Genomic DNA, 18823 nt, shown 5'->3' with positions numbered 1-18823 from the left:
AAACAATCTTTCTAATTATATATGAGAACAAGAAGGGCTTCAAGGATATTACCTATGGCAGCTTTCCCCTCTTGCTACTTTTCATAAGCCACATATTCCACTGCAGAGAATTTGTTATGTACCTTTTTCCCTTATGATCTATAAAAAATCAAGACAACTCTTTGTAAAGCGTAATACTTCTAGCATCATATCCCATTTTATGATACAAATGCAAAGCCCGTTCATTGTGTCCAAAAACATGCAACCCAATTAGATTCACCTCAAGTTTTCTTGCCTCTTCTTCCAGCAGGAACATGGTCTTTGTCCCATATCCTCGGTCCTGATATTCATCCAGAATGGTAATGTCGTATAGGAATAATTCATTCAAATTATTTCTTCTATATAGATTAAACCAAATAAATCCAATGACAGCAGGAGTGGGGAGCGCCATATCAATCACCCGGTAAAAATAAGCATTTTCGGTGGAGTACCCTTTTGGAAGAATCCTGCTCATATCCTCTAGCGCTCGACTTTCTGCATGTTCTGGAATCCAGGTACCTGCCTTTATCTTCTCTTTCACATAGGTCACAAGTGTAAACGCCATAAAGTCTTCATATTGTTCTTTATCCATTGCTATCAATTCAAGCTGCATGGTGACACCGTCCTTACTTGATCGTTCTGATCAACCGTTTCGTACCTTGCAATTCAATTGGACGTGGGGCGCCTACCCCGAACATCGCTGTTCGCAGTTCAAATTCTACTTGATGAAGTCGTTGATGAAGAGCTTCTTCTGATTGGACCGCTGCTCCAAGGAGTGATCTTCCGAAACCAGCGAGATCAGCACCCAGCGCAATTGCTTTGGCAGCATCTACACCGGAAGTCAGCCCACCGCTACCAATCACTGCTTTCCCCGGGTTCATCTGCCGCACTTCTGTTATACATTCAGCTGTAGAAATGCCCCAATCTACAAATGCTTCCGCCGCTGCTTTTTTCATCTTGTCTTCATTTCTAAACTTCTCTACCTGAACCCAGCTTGTCCCGCCGGCCCCTGCAACATCTACAAAAGAAACTCCCGCATCATAAAGTTTTGCTGCTGTCTCTCCATCAATCCCCCAGCCTACTTCTTTGACCCCAACAGGTACCGAGAGTTCTCCGCAGAGCTTTTCTATCTTCTTCAGCAGCCCGCTGAAATTGGTGTTCCCTTCAGGCTGAAAAATTTCCTGCAGACCATTTAAATGAAGTACAAGCATCGATGCTCCCGCGATATCAACTGCCCGCTGACATGCTTCCCTGCCAAACCCATAGTTCAGCTGAACGGCTCCGAGGTTCGCAATAATGGGAATCGTGGGCGCAAACTTTCTCATCGAGAAAGAAGCTGCCAATTCTTCTTTTTCGACCGCTGCCCTTACAGAACCAACGCCAAAAGCCCAGCCTCTTGCTTCGGCAACCGCTGCCAGGCGTTCATTAATCTTCCCTGTTGCTTTACTTCCGCCTGTCATAGAACTGATAAGAAACGGTGTACGAAGCTCTTGTCCGAGAAACATCGTATTCAGCTGAACATCAGCGAAATCAAGCTCAGGCAGAGCTGCATGTCGAAATCGGTAAGATTCAAATCCGGCTTTAATCCCCTGTGCATTCACGTCTTCATTAAGACAGAGCCGGACATGTTCTATTTTCCGTTCGCCAGTCGGCACTTCAGGCAACAAATGCTCGCTAACCCCCTGAAAATCTTGATCCTTATGTAATTTATTATCTCGTCCCGCTTCCCGCATATCCCGTCTCCTTTACCCATTCCATTTCAAACTTATCGTTTTTTTAGATAGAGACATTATACCTTATAAATAATGATCTCGCCTTGATTTACAGTACAGCTTTCTCTTCCTGTTCTATGTTTACCTAGATGAGCTGTTACGAGCAATCTCCTCCGCTACGAGCCTTCCAGACCGAGTCACAATCGGTGTTCCCCCTCCAGGATGCGTTGTCCCTCCCACAAACCATAACCCTTCTATATCTTTGGAACGATTAGACGGTCTTGTGAAGGTTTGCTTCGGATTGTTGGATGAAATCCCATAGATACTGCCTCGGTAAGCAAGGGTATCCCGCTGAATATCTTCTGGCGTGTAGTGATTCATCACATCGGATCGTTCCAAACCAGCAACCCCGAGCTCCGAAAGCCGGTGGATCAGTTTATTCTGGTAAGCAGACGATTCAAGTTCCCAGTCCCATTCTTTTGATACATAAGGTGCATTAGCAAGAATGAAAAGATTGCTGCCCCCCTCCGGGGCCATTCCCTGCTCCGAATACCCAGAGTAACAAAGATATAGCGTCGGGTCTTGAGGAGCTCTTTTTTTATCGAAAATATCCGTGAATTCTGCTTGATAATTGTCTGGAAAAAAGACGGTATGATGAAGTAGTTTGTCGTACTTCTTTTGAATACCAGCAAGTGTGACGAATCCTGATAAGGACGGCTCATACTGTTCAATCTTCCGATTGTCCATCGATGGGCGTTCCGATTCAGGAATCAGCAGCTGATGAATACGAAGTACATCCCCGTTAGCGATAACAACGTCTGCCGCATATTCGTTCTTGTCGGTCTCTACTCCAGTAACCTTCTTACGGTGTGTCTTAATTCTTTTCACTTCTTCTCCGGTGCGAAAGATAACCCCTTTCTCTCGCGCCAGCTTCTCCATTCCAGACACCAGTGAATATGTGCCTCCTTCTACGCCATACACCCCAAGCTCAGCTTCCACATGAGCGAGCATGGCGAAGATCGAAGGTGCTTCATAAGGCGAAGAACCAACATAAGTAGCGTATCTGCCGAACATTTGGAGCGTATTTGGATGCGTGAAATAACGCTGAAGCAGTGTATTCAGCTTCGTCACGGGTCTGACACGCAGTAAGCTTTTTAACATCGATAGATTATATTTATCCTGAGGACGAATCATCAACTGCCCAAGAAATTTTTGATTCGCTTCCCTATACAGCGCTTTTGATTCATCCATAAAGGCATCATAGTTTTGTGCATCTTTCCCGCTGTATGCAGCAATCTGTTCTTTCATAAATGCACAGTCGCTAGACAGGTCTACCGTTGTCCCGTCAGCAAACACATTTCTTGTTCTTGGCTCGAGATCATACATTTTCACATAGTCTTCCATCTGTACACCAGCTAGTTCGAACACTTCCCGAAAAACATGGGGCATCGTAATGGTGCTCGGTCCCCGATCAAAATAGTAACCCCCCAGCTGAATTCGCTGCAGTTTACCGCCCGCATGTTGCTGCCGCTCAATGATTGTTACATCAAAACCTAATGTGGCAAGACGTATCGCGGAAGACAACCCTCCGAATCCGGCTCCAATAATGACTGCTTTATGGTTGTTCAATGATAGTGCCTCCCTTTCCACACATAACCTTTGCCGGTAACGGCTCCAAGCCAGGATGAGATTCCAATCGCAATGACAAAAAGAATGCTGACTGGGTGCAGAAAACTTAACCAAAATGGATGGCTTCCCGTAAGATCAGCTACTCTTTTCACTAGCATTCCTAGTAAAGTCCCCACCGCGCCCAAAGCCATTGCTTTAAAGTCGCCAGTAAACATTCCAAACAGAAAGCTGATTGGCGGAAGAAGATAAAGAGCAGCATACATCAAAAGAACCCCAGCTAAAAGAAAACCACTGCGCCCGAGGCCCTCGTACATATTTTTCTTATATCCGTTCCATACCTCGGCTGCATTCTGGTACATCCTTGTGCGAGTATGGCGATGAACATCAGCGAGAGTAACCGGATGACCTGCTTTTTTCACAGCACGAGCAAGCTGCATATCATCCAGCAAGTCTGCCTTGATTGCTTCATGCCCTCCGGTTGCTTTATAGGTATCCCGATGAATAAACATAAAAGCACCAGTAGCCGCAACAAAACGGGGATTCTGTGAACCTCTCACTAGCACAATAGGCAGATGACTGATGATCGTAAATTTCATCATAGGTACAACCAGTTTCTCAAGCCATGTTGCTGTCATTTGGCGGGGGAAACCCGTAACAAGACCCTTTTTTTGAGCAAGCGCGGTGGTAAGTACCGCGGTCAGTGCCTCTTTTTCTAATCTGACGTCCGCATCCATATACAGCCACCACTCCCCGGTAGCCTGCTGAGCAAGCTGATGACATGCATATGATTTGCCCATCCATCCTGAGGGAAGATCCTTCCCTTCCAGAATGCGCAGACGATGATCTTTTCTTGCCAATTGTTCTAGAATCTCACCGGTTTTATCTTCGGATCGATCATTCAGAACGATAACCTCCAGCTGTATACCCTCTGTATCCGCAGCCAGCACACTCTCTACACAATCCTTAATATGAATCTGTTCATTCCGGGCAGGGATCAGAACAGAGATCTTTGTCTTTGCATCCTTATTAACATGAGATAACCGAATGTCATCGGGGCGGTTTGCATGGTGATTTTCAGTGCAATCTCTGTCACCATCTGGTTCTCCAAGGAGTGGAAGCTTTGACCGATTCCAGATGGAGAAGAGCAGCTGAACGGCAAGAATACCGCAGAGGATCAGCAGCAGAATGTGATAAATATTCATTATTCATCCCCGCTTCCTTACAAATACATCATCAAAATGTTCGCTTGTGGAACGTCCTGATTTGGTTAGAGGTTGATATCGCTCGGGACGATTATTCACAGCCTTCATTACCTCTAATTTTTGACTGTTTAGTTGTTCTTCCATTACGGTCTCAAGCCTGCTCGTAATCATTCTGCTATCCATCATTCCCCAATGATCCAGCAGCGGTGGGCCAGCCATAAGTAGTGCTTCCGGCTTATCCTGCCCATACATCCCGTGTACTAGAGTCACCGGTATCACAGCTGCATCCGGCACTCGTCTCAGCAGAACTCCAATCCCGCGCTGAAAAGAGAGTGGACGCAAATCTTGGTGCATGATTTTTCCTTGGGGATACATCCATACCCGTTTTCCAGCACGTAATAACTTCGTTGTATATTCAAAGGAAGCCCTCACATCAGAGGCAGACTCTTTATTGATCGAAAAGGCTCCTAATTTGCGAAAAAAGGTGAACTTGTTTAGCTGTTTCTCTTCCATCATGACATAGTGATCATGGGACGTAAGTTTACGAAAAGCTTGATAAGCCAGCAAACCATCCCACCATGAACTGTGATTCATGATATATAACACAGGTTTATCTTGAACGAGCGAAGGGTCTAGATCTCCGGTAAAACCGACATATCTAAACCGCCGCTCGAGCAAGTATTTTTGGTGATAATGAAAAAATATCTGATCAAAGAGCCGAGACTTGTTTGCGGACAGCATACTGATGTCTCCCTTCAGCAAGCAGAATACCGAGCGCAGCAATCATGGCACTTCCATAGAGTCCGGCTTGAAGAGCAAGTAATCCAAACAGCAATATAAACATTTGATATAGAACTTTTGCTTTTCGCTGAACGACAGGATCATTCGGGATCGGTGGAATAAAGAGTGACAATAGGCCTCCCATGACAAACCAGCTGACAAAATTCATTAACGGAACTCCATAAAACCCCTCAGGAGCATCCCAGATCCAGAATTCCCGGTGATGAGCTACCGGATCAAGTACCAAGTCCATCATAAGAGCCCATGCCCCTGTTTTTATCGCTCTTATTCCTTTGCTCTTCCAGCCGGCTCCTCCCCCGCTGAGAAGAGCTGAATTTCCGACCACGGCAATCCAGGCAAATCCGAGCGTAAATGGAACGGCAAATAAATGAGGTCCAAATAAATAAGAATAGTGATAGGATCCAAACGGCCAACCCGTATGAACCCCTACCCATTCTACACCCATTCCCCCAGTCCAAATGACGACAGCCATCACCCAGAATTGTCGTTTCTTCCACCAACTGACTGACTGGTCGGACAGTGGATTTTTCAAGTCATTACTAAAAATAAGATCAATCGCACATAGTGCATAGAAAATAAGAAATAGACCATTAGAAAACGAAAGCGCATCGGGTACGCCGATCGTTAATAACAAAACCGCTCCAATGCTGTACCAAATCCAGTAAATAAGCTGAACCATTAGGATACCGCCGCTTTCGATCCTTCTTCTAATAGAGCAGGATATCTCGAAGCTACTCCTAAAAATATTTGCATTTTCGTTTCATCATCAACATAAGCCCGCTTTGTGAATACATCATATTCATTACTCTCTACTGCCTGTAAGATCGAGGCATAATACGATGATGCAAGTTCAATGGCAAAGCCACTTACTTGAGGATAAGTCCCTATATCCGATAAGCCTATTTCAAACCACGTAAGTGCCATCTTCTTTAACTCGGTAAGCAAAGACATAAACCGTTCATCTATGATGCCGTTATAAAAGTCTTCTTCTGTATAGCCATGGGCCTTCATCATCTCTAGCGGAAGATAGCGGCGACCTCTCCTTTGATCTTCCCCGACATCTCGAATGATGTTCACAATCTGCATTGCTTTACCCAGTGCAATTCCTGATTCCATGACCTTTATTCCGCTGTCATCGCGAAGCACGGGAAGCAGCATCTCACCGACCGTCCCTGCAACCAGATAGCAGTAGTGTTCAAGCTCATCTACCGTAGAATACTGAGTCAGGGTTAAGTCTGACAATTGTCCATCCATTTGCCTGAAGAAAGGGGCTTTTGACAACGTAGGGAAAGTATCAAATAACCAGCGCAATGCCGGCCATATAAAGTGACCCTCTGCCTTTTCAAGCTCATGTAGTTGTTCTCGAAGCTCATGAATAGAATAAGGAGCCTCCTCTGGCTCATCTACACTGTCATCGATAATCCGGCAGAATGCATATATTACAAATACGGCTTCACGCCTGGGACTTGGTAAACCATAAAAAGCATGATAAAAAGAAGTCGAACCTTTCTTGATCATTTCCTCGCAACGTTCGAATATCATTTCGTTCATGATCTCAACTCCTTTATTAGTTGATTAACTGCAAGCTTCGCGCCCTGCATCACGATCGGCACGCCGCCGCCTGGATGAATAGAAGCGCCTGCCGCATACAAGCCTTGGATATTCGGATAAGGTTTCGGCTGAGGACGATAAACTCCGGATTGAGACAATACCGGCGCGATCCCAAAGCTTCCTCCTCCATACAATCCATCACGTTTGGCATCGTTTGGTGTACGTACTTTTTGCCAGCGGATATTTTCCCTAAGACCTGGGAATGCTTTTTTCTCTGCCTCTTCAAGCACTTTCTCTATTAGCTTACCGGTTTCCTCCCCATGAGAGAATCTTTCGGCATTTGGTACAGGAATTAGAAAATAGAGAACGCTATGTCCTTCTGGTGCTGCGGAAGCATCAGCATGAACGGGATTAAAAACATAGAAGGAAGGATGTTCAGGAAGTCTATGCTTCTGGAATACCTCTTTCATGTTAGAAACAAAAGCGCTTGGAAGGAAAAATTGATGAGTTGTTGCCTCCTCAAACCGTTTTTCTACGCCCAAATATACTAGCAAACAACCGGAGGACGCTTTGTAAGTACGTCTTTTTCGTCTGTACTTCGGAGCCATAAGCTCTGTAATCTGCGGAAAATCACCATTGTATAAGGTAGCATCATAATGAGCTGTTCCTTTTGAAGTCACAATTCCTTTACAGCTTTCTTCTTCTATTACTAACGATGTAACCTCTTCACCGAAATGAAAGATTACCCCTCGGTTCTTTAGTTCTTCTTCCAGTATGGAAGCAAGCGAAGCGTATCCGCCTTTGAGAATCCATACCCCATACTCATGTTCTGCATAAGGTAACAAAGTATAAATACCTGGTGTCGACAGCGGTGATCCGCCGATGTATAAACTTTGCAAGGAATAGGCATCTCTCAGTTGTTCACTGCGGAAATAACGGCTCATTGCAGAACGCAGACTCGTATAGGCTCTCATCTGTTTTAGAAGGCCCGTCATCTCGCGAGTATAGAAATCTCTTTGCTTCGGGAAAGGCCTTTCAAGAACCGCGCTTACTCCTCTTGGGAACAGCGGGTCCATATCTGCCATAAACTGCTCAAACCCTTTGCCTTCCCCTGGAAATACCCGGTTAATCTCGTCTACTTGTTCTTCCCGGCTTGACCACTTATTCAGTACTCTTCCATCTTCAAAATAAAACCGGTGCATCGGATCGCAGCGAATCAGTTCCACTTTGGAACGATCCACGCCGGCTTCTTCTAGAATATTCAGGAGCATATCCGGCAATAAAACAATCGTCGGGCCCTGATCAATTCGATAAATCCCTTCTTCCTCGTAGGCTAGCCGGCCGCCTGTACGATGGGATTTTTCATAGATCGTCACTTGATATCCTTGGTTCGTTAATAACAGCGCGGCTGTCAGCCCGCCAATTCCGGAGCCTACAATGGCAACTTGTTTCTTGTTCATGTCCATTGCCCTGCTTCCTTCCCTTTTTTAAAGAGGGGACGTGCGGTTTGTTTTTTTGCGTCATCTTCTTGAATTAATCCCACAGAGATTTTGGCGGATTCAAAAATGGTAGGCAGACCGCTGCCTGGATGGGTTCCTCCGCCGACGAGATAGACACCTTCCACTTCCTCGAATCGGTTATGCGGTCTTAAATACATCATCTGACCAAGCTTATGTGAGAGATTAAAGAGTGCTCCATTGTATATATCCAGCTCTTTTTCCCACTGAAGCGGGGTGAAAAACATCTCTTCTTCGATGCATTCAGACAAACCTGCAAGTTCCGGAATTTGTTCCAGACGATCCATCATTCGCTGCCGGATCTCTGCTCGCTGTACATCCCAATCAATATCCGCTGTCGTATTCGGTGTAGGCATCAGCACATAAAGGGATGACTTGCCTTCCGGCGCCAGAGTTGGGTCAAGTACAGACGGATTATGAACATAAATGGATGGATCTTCTGATAAAACCTTATGTATCGTCATCTCATCTACATTTTTACGATAATCCGAGGCAAAATGAACGGAATGATGAGCAAGGTCTATTTTCTTATTCACACCGAGATAAAGCATGGCACCGGAGCAGGAATATTTCATATCCTTAATTCGCTCGGGCGTATATTTCTTCAGTACCCCAGGCTCAAATAGTTTGTTCATTGATGCAGCGAAATCTCCGTTAAGCACAACATGATCTGCCTTAATTTCTTCACCATTCTCTAATAGAAGACCTTGCGCTCTACCTTGCTTCACTTGAATCTTCTGCACAGCCGTACTTGTGTGAATCGTTCCTCCATATTCCCGAATGACGTCTGCCATCGCTTGGAAGATCCGATTCACTCCGCCTTTTGGATGATGTAATCCAAAATGATGTTCTATGTAGGAAAGAATCGTAAACGTTCCTGGGCAATCCCAAGCTGACATCCCTAAATATTTAGCCTGGAATGTAAATCCCCATCTGAGCCGTTCGTCCTGAAAATACCGAGAGAGTCTGCCGTATACCGTATCTTGCAGATGGAGATAAGGCAGTGCCTTGATCGCATCTTGTTTTATGTAATCAGATAGCTTGCCAAAAGGTCTGCGTAGAAGAGGCTCTACCTTTTGGTATTTAACAGATTCATCCCGCATAAAATTCTTGTAGTTCTGCTCATCTCCGGGAAACACGCGTGCAATTTCTGCTACCGTCTTCTCTTCATCACTGGAGGGTCTGAATACGGTATCTCCAAAATGGAGAGAATACAGTGGATCGAGTTGCTGCATATCCACATAATCATATAAAGACCTGCCTACCTTCTGGAACATTTCCTCAAGCAGATGAGGCATCATCAAAAAGGTCGCCCCGCGATCAAAACGATAGTCTCCAAGCTCAAGTCTCGCAGATCGTCCTCCAATCACTGCTTGTTTTTCATATATATCAACTTTGTATCCCTGTCCGGCAAGCAGCATCCCTGCCGCCAACCCCCCAGGCCCAGCTCCAATGACAACAGCTTGTCTCTTGTTCTGATTTTGATTCATTGTAGACTCACCTTTCTATAATTACGGTTAGGATTAGCGGATATGATAGACAATATTCACAAGCTTCCCAATATATTCATCTCTAACGTTATACAAATATAATACAAATCATCGCAAGTAAAGTAAAGGTAAGACAAACATTATACAAACCTATTACATTAACTTCTTCGTTCCATCATAAAAACACCCTTAAAAAACAAAAAAAGCACCCTCTTTTCAAAACAAAGAGCGTGCTAATATATGATTTATCGTTGCTGTTTTAAAAGTATGTTATGCCTATCTTTTCAAAAATAAATCTCCTGGATGGGATTTGGTCATATACGTTTCTGTAAACCAGTCTTGCCAATCATGAACACTTCCCGTCATGATCCACTGCGGATACTTCGGTTTTTTTATTTTTTCATATCCTTGACCGCCGAGCACAAACTCCATGCCTGGAGCATGTTTCAGTATCGTTGTTATCACATCCTCTGCTGCTTTCGCCATCACTTCATTCGTCACTGAAATACACACCAGATCAATCTTCTGTTCCTTAAGAATGGGCAGTACTCCCTCGGTAGGTGTATTGGCGCCTAGATAAAGCACCTCTGCTCCATTCTTCCTCAAGAATAGACTAAACAGCATGAGCCCGACCTGATGATGTTCTCCTTCTGGACACATGGCAAGAACCTTTGGTAAATGCGGGTAAATCGGAAACAAGTGAAAGAACTGATAAAATCGCTGCGAAATCAGCTGTGTCATATAATGTTCTTGAGCAACCGAGGCTCGTCCATTCTCCCATGCATCTCCTACGCGAATCAGTATAGGCACCAATACTTGATAAAACATCGCATCGTACCCATACATCGTAAATCCAAAATCAATCAGTGCGTTTGCTCGTTCCCCCTGAAATTGAAACAAAGACTGGTAAATCTGATCTTCCATTTTCCGAAATGCATCTTCATTTCCACTCTGTGGCAGAGGCTCTGCGAGTATTGCATCCGCTTTGCTTTGTTCTTCCTTATGGACTTTTAACAACCGTACCGCATGCGAAATGCTCATATGGTTGGAATGGACCTGCTCTTTGAGCCAGCGCAGATCCTCTACATTTTCTTCCGTATAGATTCGGTATCCGGAATCCGTTCGCAGGGGTTCCACTGCATGATATCTGTTCTCCCATGCCCGCAGTGTTACCGCAGGAATACCCAACATTTCAGTAACCTGTTTAATTGAATACAAAAGGCATTCACTCACTCTCTTCTATCATCCGGTCCGAGCCTTAAGGAGAAGTCCCCTTAAACATTCTACAAAAATAGTACATTCATTATACACAAACCAAAATTCACTGTCGATAACCCCTATTTCTCTACTCCTGCATACAGGATAAGAGGGTAGTGCTTCAACAGATGTGTGTTGGTGTTAATAGTGTTCAGGCTACCTACTTACCTCCCTATTAATGCCTGTGTACATATTCACTAATTGACTTGAAGGGATGTTTCGTATGAACAAGCATTCTAATAACAATCCATTAATACATCATTCCACTTCCTCTTCCCCTATACGATCAGCAACCAAAAAAAATAGGCCGGTAAAGAAATTTATTTTCTGGTTTTTACTTGTTAATATCGTTTGGCTTAGTGCCGTTGTGGTCTATCAAATGAACAAACCTCTGCCTGAGGGAGTCGCTTTTGAAGGTCAGATCCATCAAGTTCAGGATATTGATTTGTTAACAGACCTTACCTACCCCTCCTCTGATGGAAAGATGGAACATGAACAGCAGATCATTAAACGCATGGAGAAGATTGTGAACGAAGCAGAACAATTTCTAGTGATTGATCTATTTTTATTTAACAACTACCAGCATACCGATCAGAAATTTCCCGAAGCGAGTGAACGATTTACGAACTTGCTTGTGAATAAAAAGGAAAAGAACCCGGAAATGGACATTGTCTTCATTACAGATGAGGTAAACACCAATTATAATTCTCATCCAAATGAGCTGCTCGAACGAATGAAGCAACATGGAATACGAGTTGTTATGACCGATGTGGATTCACTTCGCGATCCTACGCCGCTGTATTCAGCTGTATGGCGTACCTATTTTCAATGGTTTGGACAGTCCGGTAACGGTTGGCTGCCAAATCTCATGGCAAGCAATGGTCCCGATGTCACCCTACGCTCGTATCTTAAACTCATGAATGTAAAAGCCAATCACCGAAAACTGGTAGCAAGTGAGAAAAATGCGATTGTAGCCTCGGCTAATGTCCATGACCCTAGTATTTATCATTCTAATATTGCCTTTGAAGTCAGTGGGAATATCATTGGAGATATGCTCAAAGCGGAACAAGCGGTACTAGATATTTCAGGCGGAGGACAACTGCCTGCTTTTACTCCTTCTCCTGAAGACGAGCAAGGTCCCATCGGAGTTCAATACCTGACCGAAGGGAAAGTTGCTGAATACGCGGTTAATCTCATCAATGAAGCGAAAGACGGAGACACGCTCTGGATGGGCATGTTCTATCTGGCGGACCGTGATATTAAATCAGCACTGCTTGAGGCCGCTTCCCGCGGAGCTTCGGTAAAACTGATTCTAGACCCGAACGAAAATGCGTTTGGTCAGAAAAAAATTGGGATTCCAAACCGGCCCGTTGCCCAGGAATTGACGGAGGAATCGGAGGGTAACATCGAGATTCGATGGTACAATACCACCAAAGAGCAGTATCATACAAAACTTATCTATCTCTCACGCAGTGACGGACCTCAGCTTATTTTGGGAGGTTCAACTAATTTTACGCCGCGTAATCTGAATAATTATAATCTGGAGAATGATCTCTATATGGAAGCACCCGAAGACAGTAAACTCGTTACCCAAATGAATCAATACTTTGAGCGTTTGTGGACGAATAAAGATGCAGAGTTCACGCTCGATCTAGCTGAATATGAGGATGATATTCCATTTTTCAAAGATATGTTATATAAACTGCAGTACTCCCTTGGTTTCACTACGTTCTAACTCATCTTTAATAACGATAGATAAAAACCCGCTATATAAGCGGGTTTTGTTATGTATACCTAGTGGTTATGGGATCAAAAATAAGTTGACAACGAAATTCGATTATGAAAAAATACATTGGACTAACGATCGTTAGGTAGGTGATAGATGATGAGTTCAACCTCTATTAAACAAGTGGCTCTGACCCAGTTCGCTCGTGAAGGTTATGAAGGAGCTTCGCTTCGTAAAATTGCCGAGGAAGTCGGGATCAAGAAGCCTTCCATTTATGCGCACTATAAAAACAAGGAAGATCTATTCCTTCATGTGGTACGCTACGTATTTGATTTGGAACGCAGGAGAATTCTCACCTTTTTTCAGGAACAAAAAAATCTGGAATCACCACTGGAACTTAGGCTGCGAGGGTTATTCGACTGGCTTCAAGAAGAATTCGAATCTCAGGATGCCGCCCGATTCCTGATGCGAATGTCTTACTTCCCTCCTCAAGCTTTGTATCGAGAAGTCATGGATATTGTATATCCCTTCTTAGACGGGCTAGAGCGAACACTCGCCAAGTTTATCGCATCAGAAGCTTGGGACGGTGAGCTTTCTCAGGAAGAAGCTAAGCAATTTGCTATTGCCTATATGACACTGATTGACGGGGTATGCGTAGAGCTACTCTATGGAGACTCTGCTCGTTATCAGAGAAGAATTCTGGCAGCTTGGCCTATATTTTGGCAAGGAATTATTCATCAATATGAGAAAAAGGAGTCTACATCATGAATCGCTATTGGTTATTTGTTGTGCTCGGAGGGGTTATTGAGATCATTTGGGTATCTGGTCTTAAGCACGCCTCCACCCCGCTGGAATGGATTGGAACCATACTATCCATTGCGGCTAGCTTCTGGCTGATCATTGAAGCATCTAGAAAACTTCCGGTCGGCACCGTATATGCCGTATTTACTGGACTCGGTACAGCAGGTACCGTTTTAACTGAAATGCTCCTGTTTGGGGAACCCTTCCGTATATCAAAAGTGTTGCTGATCGCGCTTTTGCTCGTGGGAGTCATCGGACTCAAGCTGGTTACGGACGAGTCTTCCAAAGCAGAGTCTTCTTCTCCACAAGGAGGTGCAGTCTAGATGGCATGGTTAGCAGTCATTCTCGCAGGAATGAGTGAAATTATTGGAGTCATTGGGATTAAGGGACTCACGACAGGTAAAGGTAAAAAATATTTCCTGCTCATGGGACTTAGTTTCCTCCTCAGTTTCTCTCTTCTTTCTTATGCTATGCAATCCCTCTCTATGGGTACAGCTTATGCTGTATGGACAGGGATCGGTACCGTAGGAAGTACACTTGTCGGTATGTTCGTATTTGGTGAACCAAAAGAAGCGAAACGTTTATTATTTATTGCCATGATTCTCTGTTCCGCTGTCGGCCTGAAACTTATTGGCTGATCGTTCGTATCATAATAAGGCTCAAAAGCCAAAGTGAAAAGGAAGCATATGCTGATTTTTCATTCTTGGCTTTTCTTTATATCTCCTTCCTGTTATCCCCGTTATCTCAACACTGCTTACATATAGCGTGAAGTTGTATCGCCCCCTCAATTAAGCTATAATTTTCATGACTTCTTAGTCAAAATGAGAACCGTGGAGTTCTAGAGAGGGGTGATCAACGATGATGAACTCAACCACGGATAAAAAAAAGCATATCGTAGTCACTGCACTCGGATTATTTTCTACTAAAGGAACCGCTGCAACCTCTATGCAAGAAATCGCAGAAATCTGCGGCATCTCTAAAGGGAGTCTGTACCTTCATTTTAAATCCAAAGAAGAATTACAGCAGAGTGTGATTCATTACTGCATACAATCTATTTATGACAAAATAGTGCTTGTGGAGAGTGAACAGCACTTATCACCGAAAGAGATCTTTTGCAGACAAATTGAAATTTTGCTGGAAAATTTCCTTGAACTTAAAGAATTCTTCCTCGCTCAGTTTCAAGATGCAATTAGTCAAGGTAACACTGGTCTAACGCAGAAAAATTGCCCCGAAGATATGTTCAAACTCACCTTAAAACAATTCAATCAGAAAATGATGGATGTGTATGGACCGGAGATTCATCCTTATACTCTTGATATGGCGCTTCAAGTACAAAGTTTGATGGGTTCTTACATAAAAATTATGTTCTCGAAAATAGTGCCCATATCCATTAAGCGAATGGCGGAATATCTCGTGGAAACGCTTGATGATTTAGCGGAAGCTAAACTACGTCTAGGACGAGAACCGTTTATTCCAAAGGAACTGTGGCTCCCTTGGATTGAAGAAGGAATACCAAAAGGTCCTTCTAAAAAACACCCTTTGCTATTGCTGAAAGAACTGCGTCAATGCATGGAAGAAAATGCGGAACTGTCTGAGATCGTTCGCTCCGAGGCGCTGGAGTCTATTCTCGTACTAGAACAGGAACTTACTGAAATGGAGCCTCGCCGCGTGATCCTGTCAGGTATGCTCCGTAATTTAAGTTCAGTGCCGGGTACGGAAGAAAAAGTTCAACAATTAGAGTATTTGTTTCATACGTATTTATCTTGGCGCAAATAAATAAGCGCTATTATATAAGATGAATATTTTTTTGAATGAGAGAGGAGAAGAAACCTACGGATGAAAGGGATAATTAATTTCTCACTAAGAAACAAGCTGGCAATCTGGATTCTGACCATTATCTTGACCTTTGGCGGACTGTACAGCGGTTTGACCATGAAGCAGGAAACGATTCCGAATATCAGTATTCCGTTCCTAAACATCACTGCGGTATATCCAGGGGCAGCCCCGGAAGGTGTCGTTGAGGATGTAACCAAGCCCCTCGAAGAAACCCTGAGAAATGTAGATGGGATAAAGAGTATTACGTCTACATCGATGGAGAATGTTTCTTCCGTCATGATTGAATTTGATTATGGCACAAACCTGGACAATGCGACGGCTGCGGTACGTGAAGTGCTGAACGATGTTCCACTTCCCGACGATGCTCAGAAGCCTACCATCTCCAAGTTCAGTATAAACTCTTTCCCAGTAGCTTCCATAAGTTTATCTGGTAAAGATGGTGAATCACTCGAAGACTTGACTCGGCTTGCAGAGAATGAGATCGCACCTGCCTTTGAAGATGTAGATGGTGTGGCATCCGTTCAGGTATCGGGTCAATACACTAGAGAAGTCACTCTTACATTCGACCAAAACAAAATGAATGAACTTGGATTAACAGAAGATACGGTACAAAACATAGTCCAAGCCTCTTCTTTACGTGTTCCTCTAGGTCTGTTCACGATGGAAGACACAGAGAATGCTGTTGTTGTAGACGGCAATGTGATTGACGTAGATGATCTGAAGAACCTAGAGATTCCTGTTGTTCCTTCTAATTCTGCCCAAGGCAATGCTGCGGGTAGTGCTGATGTGAGTAGCGGAGCAGGTGCTGGGCAAAGCACTGAAGCAATGCCGAGTACGGGTAATGCTGCAGCGCAAATGACAGGCATACCTACCGTTAAGCTTTCTGATATTGCTTCTATTGAAGTCGTCGGTAAAGCAGAGTCGATCTCTCGCACAAACGGTGCAGAATCCATCGGATTCTCCATTGTAAAAGCAAATGATGCCAACACCGTGGACGTTGTAAACGGAGTGAAAGAGGCGTCCGCTGAGCTGGAAGAACTATACGATCATATTAATGTCGATATTCTTCTTGATCAGGGTCAACCTATTGAAGACTCCGTCCATACGATGTTATCCAAAGCTTTATTTGGTGCCATCTTTGCGGTACTTATCATTTTGCTCTTCTTACGAGACTGGAGATCGACTATCATTTCCGTCATTTCGATTCCCCTTTCTCTGCTGATTGCCTTAACCGTACTCTATCTAATGGATATTACGCTTAACGTAATGACTCTCGGAGCAATGACGGTTGCGATTGGCCGGGTAGTCGATGACTCTATTGTTGTTATTGAAAATATTTACCGGCGTCTCTCTCTACCAGGAGAGAAACTAAAAGGCAGAGAATTGATCGGTGCTGCTACGCGTGAAATGTTTGTACCGATTATGTCCTCAACCATCGTTACCATTGCGGTATTCCTTCCGCTGGCACTCGTTAGCGGTATGGTCGGTGAACTCTTTATGCCGTTCGCACTTACGATGGTCTTTGCCCTTCTCGCTTCACTCGTTGTAGCGATCACGATCGTACCTGCCATGGCTCACACCCTCTTTAGAGGCGGGCTGAAAAACAAAAAGAACCATGAGCATAAGCCTAGCCGACTGGCAGGTGGTTATACTCGAATTTTGAAATGGACACTGAAGCATAAGCTCATTACAGTAGGATTAGCAGTCCTGCTGCTTGTCGGAAGTTTGTTCCTTACTCGCTTTATCGGCACCAGCTTCTTGCCAGAGCAAGGAACCAATTATACTCTTGTAACTTACAGTCCTGAACCAGGAGCAACACAAGAAACGGTAGAAGAACGTACGCAAAGCGTTGAGAAATTCATTCTTGATTCCAGCGGTGTTGAAAGTATGCAATACTCTGTTGGCGGCGGCAATCCGATGAGTATGGGTTCCTCCAACTCCGGTTTGTTCTATCTCATCTTTAAAGATGGTGTCAATGTAAGTGAAGCAAGTGAAACTATTCTGACGGGACTCCAAGAACGTGTACCTGAAGGAGAATGGGCTACAATGGATATGGCTGCTGGAGCTATGGGCGGCAGCACACTAACGGTCAGCGTATTCGGTGACAGTCTTGATCAAATCAAACCCGTTGCTGATGATATTCTAAAAGTGGTACAAGAAGATACAGCAAACTTTGAAGATGCTGAATCTTCTCTAGCAGAAGGATATGAGCAGTATACCCTCGTAGCTGATCAAGAGAAACTCAGCTCTCTCGGGCTTACTGCTGGACAACTCGCAATGGCGCTCAGTCCAGAGAGAGAACGTCCTGTACTAACTGAAGTTGAAGTGGACGGTAAGTCCTACAATGTCTACATTGAAACAGATAGTAAAGAATATGGAAGCATTGAAGCGATTGAAAAAGAAACGATCACTTCCCCGCTTGGTATTGAAGTTCCCATTGGTGAAGTAGCTACCGTGGAAAAAGGAACGACTCCTGACTCCATTATGCGTATTGACAGTGATATGGTCGTACAGGTGACTGCTAACATCCTCTCTTCCGATGTCGGTTCTGCTTCAACTACGATTGAAGAAGCAGTAGAAGCTATGGATTTACCAGAAGGGGTTCACGTTGAATTTGGCGGGGTAACTGAACAGATCAACGAAACCTTCACTCAGCTGGGCCTTGCTATGCTGGCTGCGATCGCTATCGTGTATTTTGTACTTGTCGTAACGTTTGGCGGCGGACTTGCACCATTTGCAATCCTGTTCTCCTTGCCATTTACCGTGATTGGAGCATTAATCGGTTTGCTTATTACAGGCGAGACCTTAAACGTCTCCTCTTTGATGGGTGCGCTGATGCTGATCGGTATCGTTGTTACGAATGCGATCGTACTGATCGACCGCGTTATCCACAAGGAAAACGAAGGCATGTCGACAAGAGACGCTTTGCTTGAAGCAGGTTCAACTCGTCTTCGTCCGATTCTCATGACTGCTCTGGCTACCATTGGAGCTCTTCTCCCGCTTGTATTTGGATGGGAGAACAGTGCAGGTATTATTTCCAAAGGTCTAGGCGTTACGGTTATTGGCGGTTTGATCAGTTCTACGTTGCTCACGCTCGTTATTGTACCGATCGTGTACGAATTCTTGATGAAATTTAAGAAAAAACGGATTGAAGATTAATTACCTTTCGTAAAGAGACTTGATAATTAAATCCTTTGTATAGGATAAGAGCACCGAATACCTCGCGTATTCGGTGCTCTTTTTTTCGTTTAAGAAGGAAGCATAGCGGAATCTTTTCAAGCCT

16 protein-coding genes are annotated in these 18823 nt (G+C 44.2%); 6 read left to right on the top strand and 10 right to left on the bottom strand.

The genetic code is table 11. The features are described 5' to 3' along the window. Positions 1-148: 148 nt before the first annotated feature. The 10 genes from ACWPWY_RS20770 to ACWPWY_RS20725 all read right to left on the bottom strand — a co-directional run bounded on the left by ACWPWY_RS20770 (position 149) and on the right by ACWPWY_RS20725 (position 11138). Complete coding sequence (locus tag ACWPWY_RS20770; RefSeq protein ID WP_454193495.1) at positions 149-631, bottom strand: GNAT family N-acetyltransferase; 483 nt, start codon at positions 629-631, stop codon at positions 149-151. A gap of 13 nt (positions 632-644) precedes the next feature. Continuing rightward, positions 645-1751, bottom strand: a complete 1107-nt coding sequence (fni, locus tag ACWPWY_RS20765) for a type 2 isopentenyl-diphosphate Delta-isomerase (RefSeq protein WP_454193494.1) — start codon at positions 1749-1751, stop codon at positions 645-647. A 120-nt stretch (positions 1752-1871) separates the two neighbouring features. Continuing rightward, positions 1872-3359, bottom strand: a complete 1488-nt coding sequence (locus ACWPWY_RS20760) for a phytoene desaturase family protein (protein WP_454193493.1) — start codon at positions 3357-3359, stop codon at positions 1872-1874. Next, positions 3356-4561 (bottom strand): glycosyltransferase, encoded by a 1206-nt coding sequence (locus ACWPWY_RS20755; RefSeq protein ID WP_454193492.1) that lies wholly within the window; start codon positions 4559-4561, stop codon positions 3356-3358. Before ACWPWY_RS20755 ends, ACWPWY_RS20760 begins: the two co-directional genes overlap by 4 nt. Before the next feature lie 3 nt (positions 4562-4564). Next, entirely contained in the window at positions 4565-5302 is a 738-nt protein-coding gene (locus tag ACWPWY_RS20750) for a lysophospholipid acyltransferase family protein (protein ID WP_454193491.1), read from the bottom strand. Further along, positions 5271-6041, bottom strand: coding sequence for a carotenoid biosynthesis protein (locus ACWPWY_RS20745; RefSeq protein WP_454193490.1), 771 nt, complete (start codon positions 6039-6041; stop codon positions 5271-5273). Before ACWPWY_RS20745 ends, ACWPWY_RS20750 begins: the two co-directional genes overlap by 32 nt. Continuing rightward, positions 6041-6913 carry a phytoene/squalene synthase family protein gene (locus ACWPWY_RS20740; protein ID WP_454193489.1) on the bottom strand — a complete coding sequence of 291 codons (873 nt, stop codon included), beginning with the start codon at positions 6911-6913 and terminating at the stop codon, positions 6041-6043. The genes ACWPWY_RS20745 and ACWPWY_RS20740 overlap by 1 nt, the downstream gene beginning before the upstream one ends. Then, on the bottom strand, positions 6910-8373 hold the full coding sequence (locus ACWPWY_RS20735) for a phytoene desaturase family protein (RefSeq protein WP_454193488.1): 1464 nt from the start codon (positions 8371-8373) through the stop codon (positions 6910-6912). The genes ACWPWY_RS20740 and ACWPWY_RS20735 overlap by 4 nt, the downstream gene beginning before the upstream one ends. Further along, positions 8370-9920 (bottom strand): phytoene desaturase family protein, encoded by a 1551-nt coding sequence (locus ACWPWY_RS20730; protein ID WP_454193487.1) that lies wholly within the window; start codon positions 9918-9920, stop codon positions 8370-8372. Before ACWPWY_RS20730 ends, ACWPWY_RS20735 begins: the two co-directional genes overlap by 4 nt. Before the next feature lie 276 nt (positions 9921-10196). After that, entirely contained in the window at positions 10197-11138 is a 942-nt protein-coding gene (locus tag ACWPWY_RS20725; protein WP_454193486.1) for a MerR family transcriptional regulator, read from the bottom strand. Positions 11139-11400: 262 nt separating this feature from the next. Between ACWPWY_RS20725 and ACWPWY_RS20720 the strand changes: the two genes are divergently transcribed. The 6 genes from ACWPWY_RS20720 (at position 11401) to ACWPWY_RS20695 (ending at position 18699) form a co-directional block, all read left to right on the top strand. Next, positions 11401-12912 (top strand): phospholipase D family protein, encoded by a 1512-nt coding sequence (locus ACWPWY_RS20720; protein ID WP_454193485.1) that lies wholly within the window; start codon positions 11401-11403, stop codon positions 12910-12912. A 147-nt stretch (positions 12913-13059) separates the two neighbouring features. Beyond that, complete coding sequence (locus ACWPWY_RS20715) at positions 13060-13671, top strand: TetR/AcrR family transcriptional regulator (protein ID WP_454193484.1); 612 nt, start codon at positions 13060-13062, stop codon at positions 13669-13671. After that, positions 13668-14027 carry a DMT family transporter gene (locus ACWPWY_RS20710; RefSeq protein ID WP_454193483.1) on the top strand — a complete coding sequence of 120 codons (360 nt, stop codon included), beginning with the start codon at positions 13668-13670 and terminating at the stop codon, positions 14025-14027. The genes ACWPWY_RS20715 and ACWPWY_RS20710 overlap by 4 nt, the downstream gene beginning before the upstream one ends. Then, positions 14028-14342 carry a DMT family transporter gene (locus tag ACWPWY_RS20705; protein WP_454193482.1) on the top strand — a complete coding sequence of 105 codons (315 nt, stop codon included), beginning with the start codon at positions 14028-14030 and terminating at the stop codon, positions 14340-14342. It begins immediately after the preceding gene. A 220-nt stretch (positions 14343-14562) separates the two neighbouring features. Beyond that, complete coding sequence (locus ACWPWY_RS20700; RefSeq protein WP_454193481.1) at positions 14563-15480, top strand: TetR/AcrR family transcriptional regulator; 918 nt, start codon at positions 14563-14565, stop codon at positions 15478-15480. Between the two features lie 60 nt (positions 15481-15540). Beyond that, positions 15541-18699 (top strand): efflux RND transporter permease subunit, encoded by a 3159-nt coding sequence (locus tag ACWPWY_RS20695; protein ID WP_454193480.1) that lies wholly within the window; start codon positions 15541-15543, stop codon positions 18697-18699. Positions 18700-18823 lie beyond the last annotated feature (124 nt).

The organism is Paenibacillus sp. Marseille-Q7038, from assembly GCF_965111595.1.
Note: the sequence above shows the minus strand (reverse complement) of the source record. Positions and strands in the feature narration are given on the sequence as shown.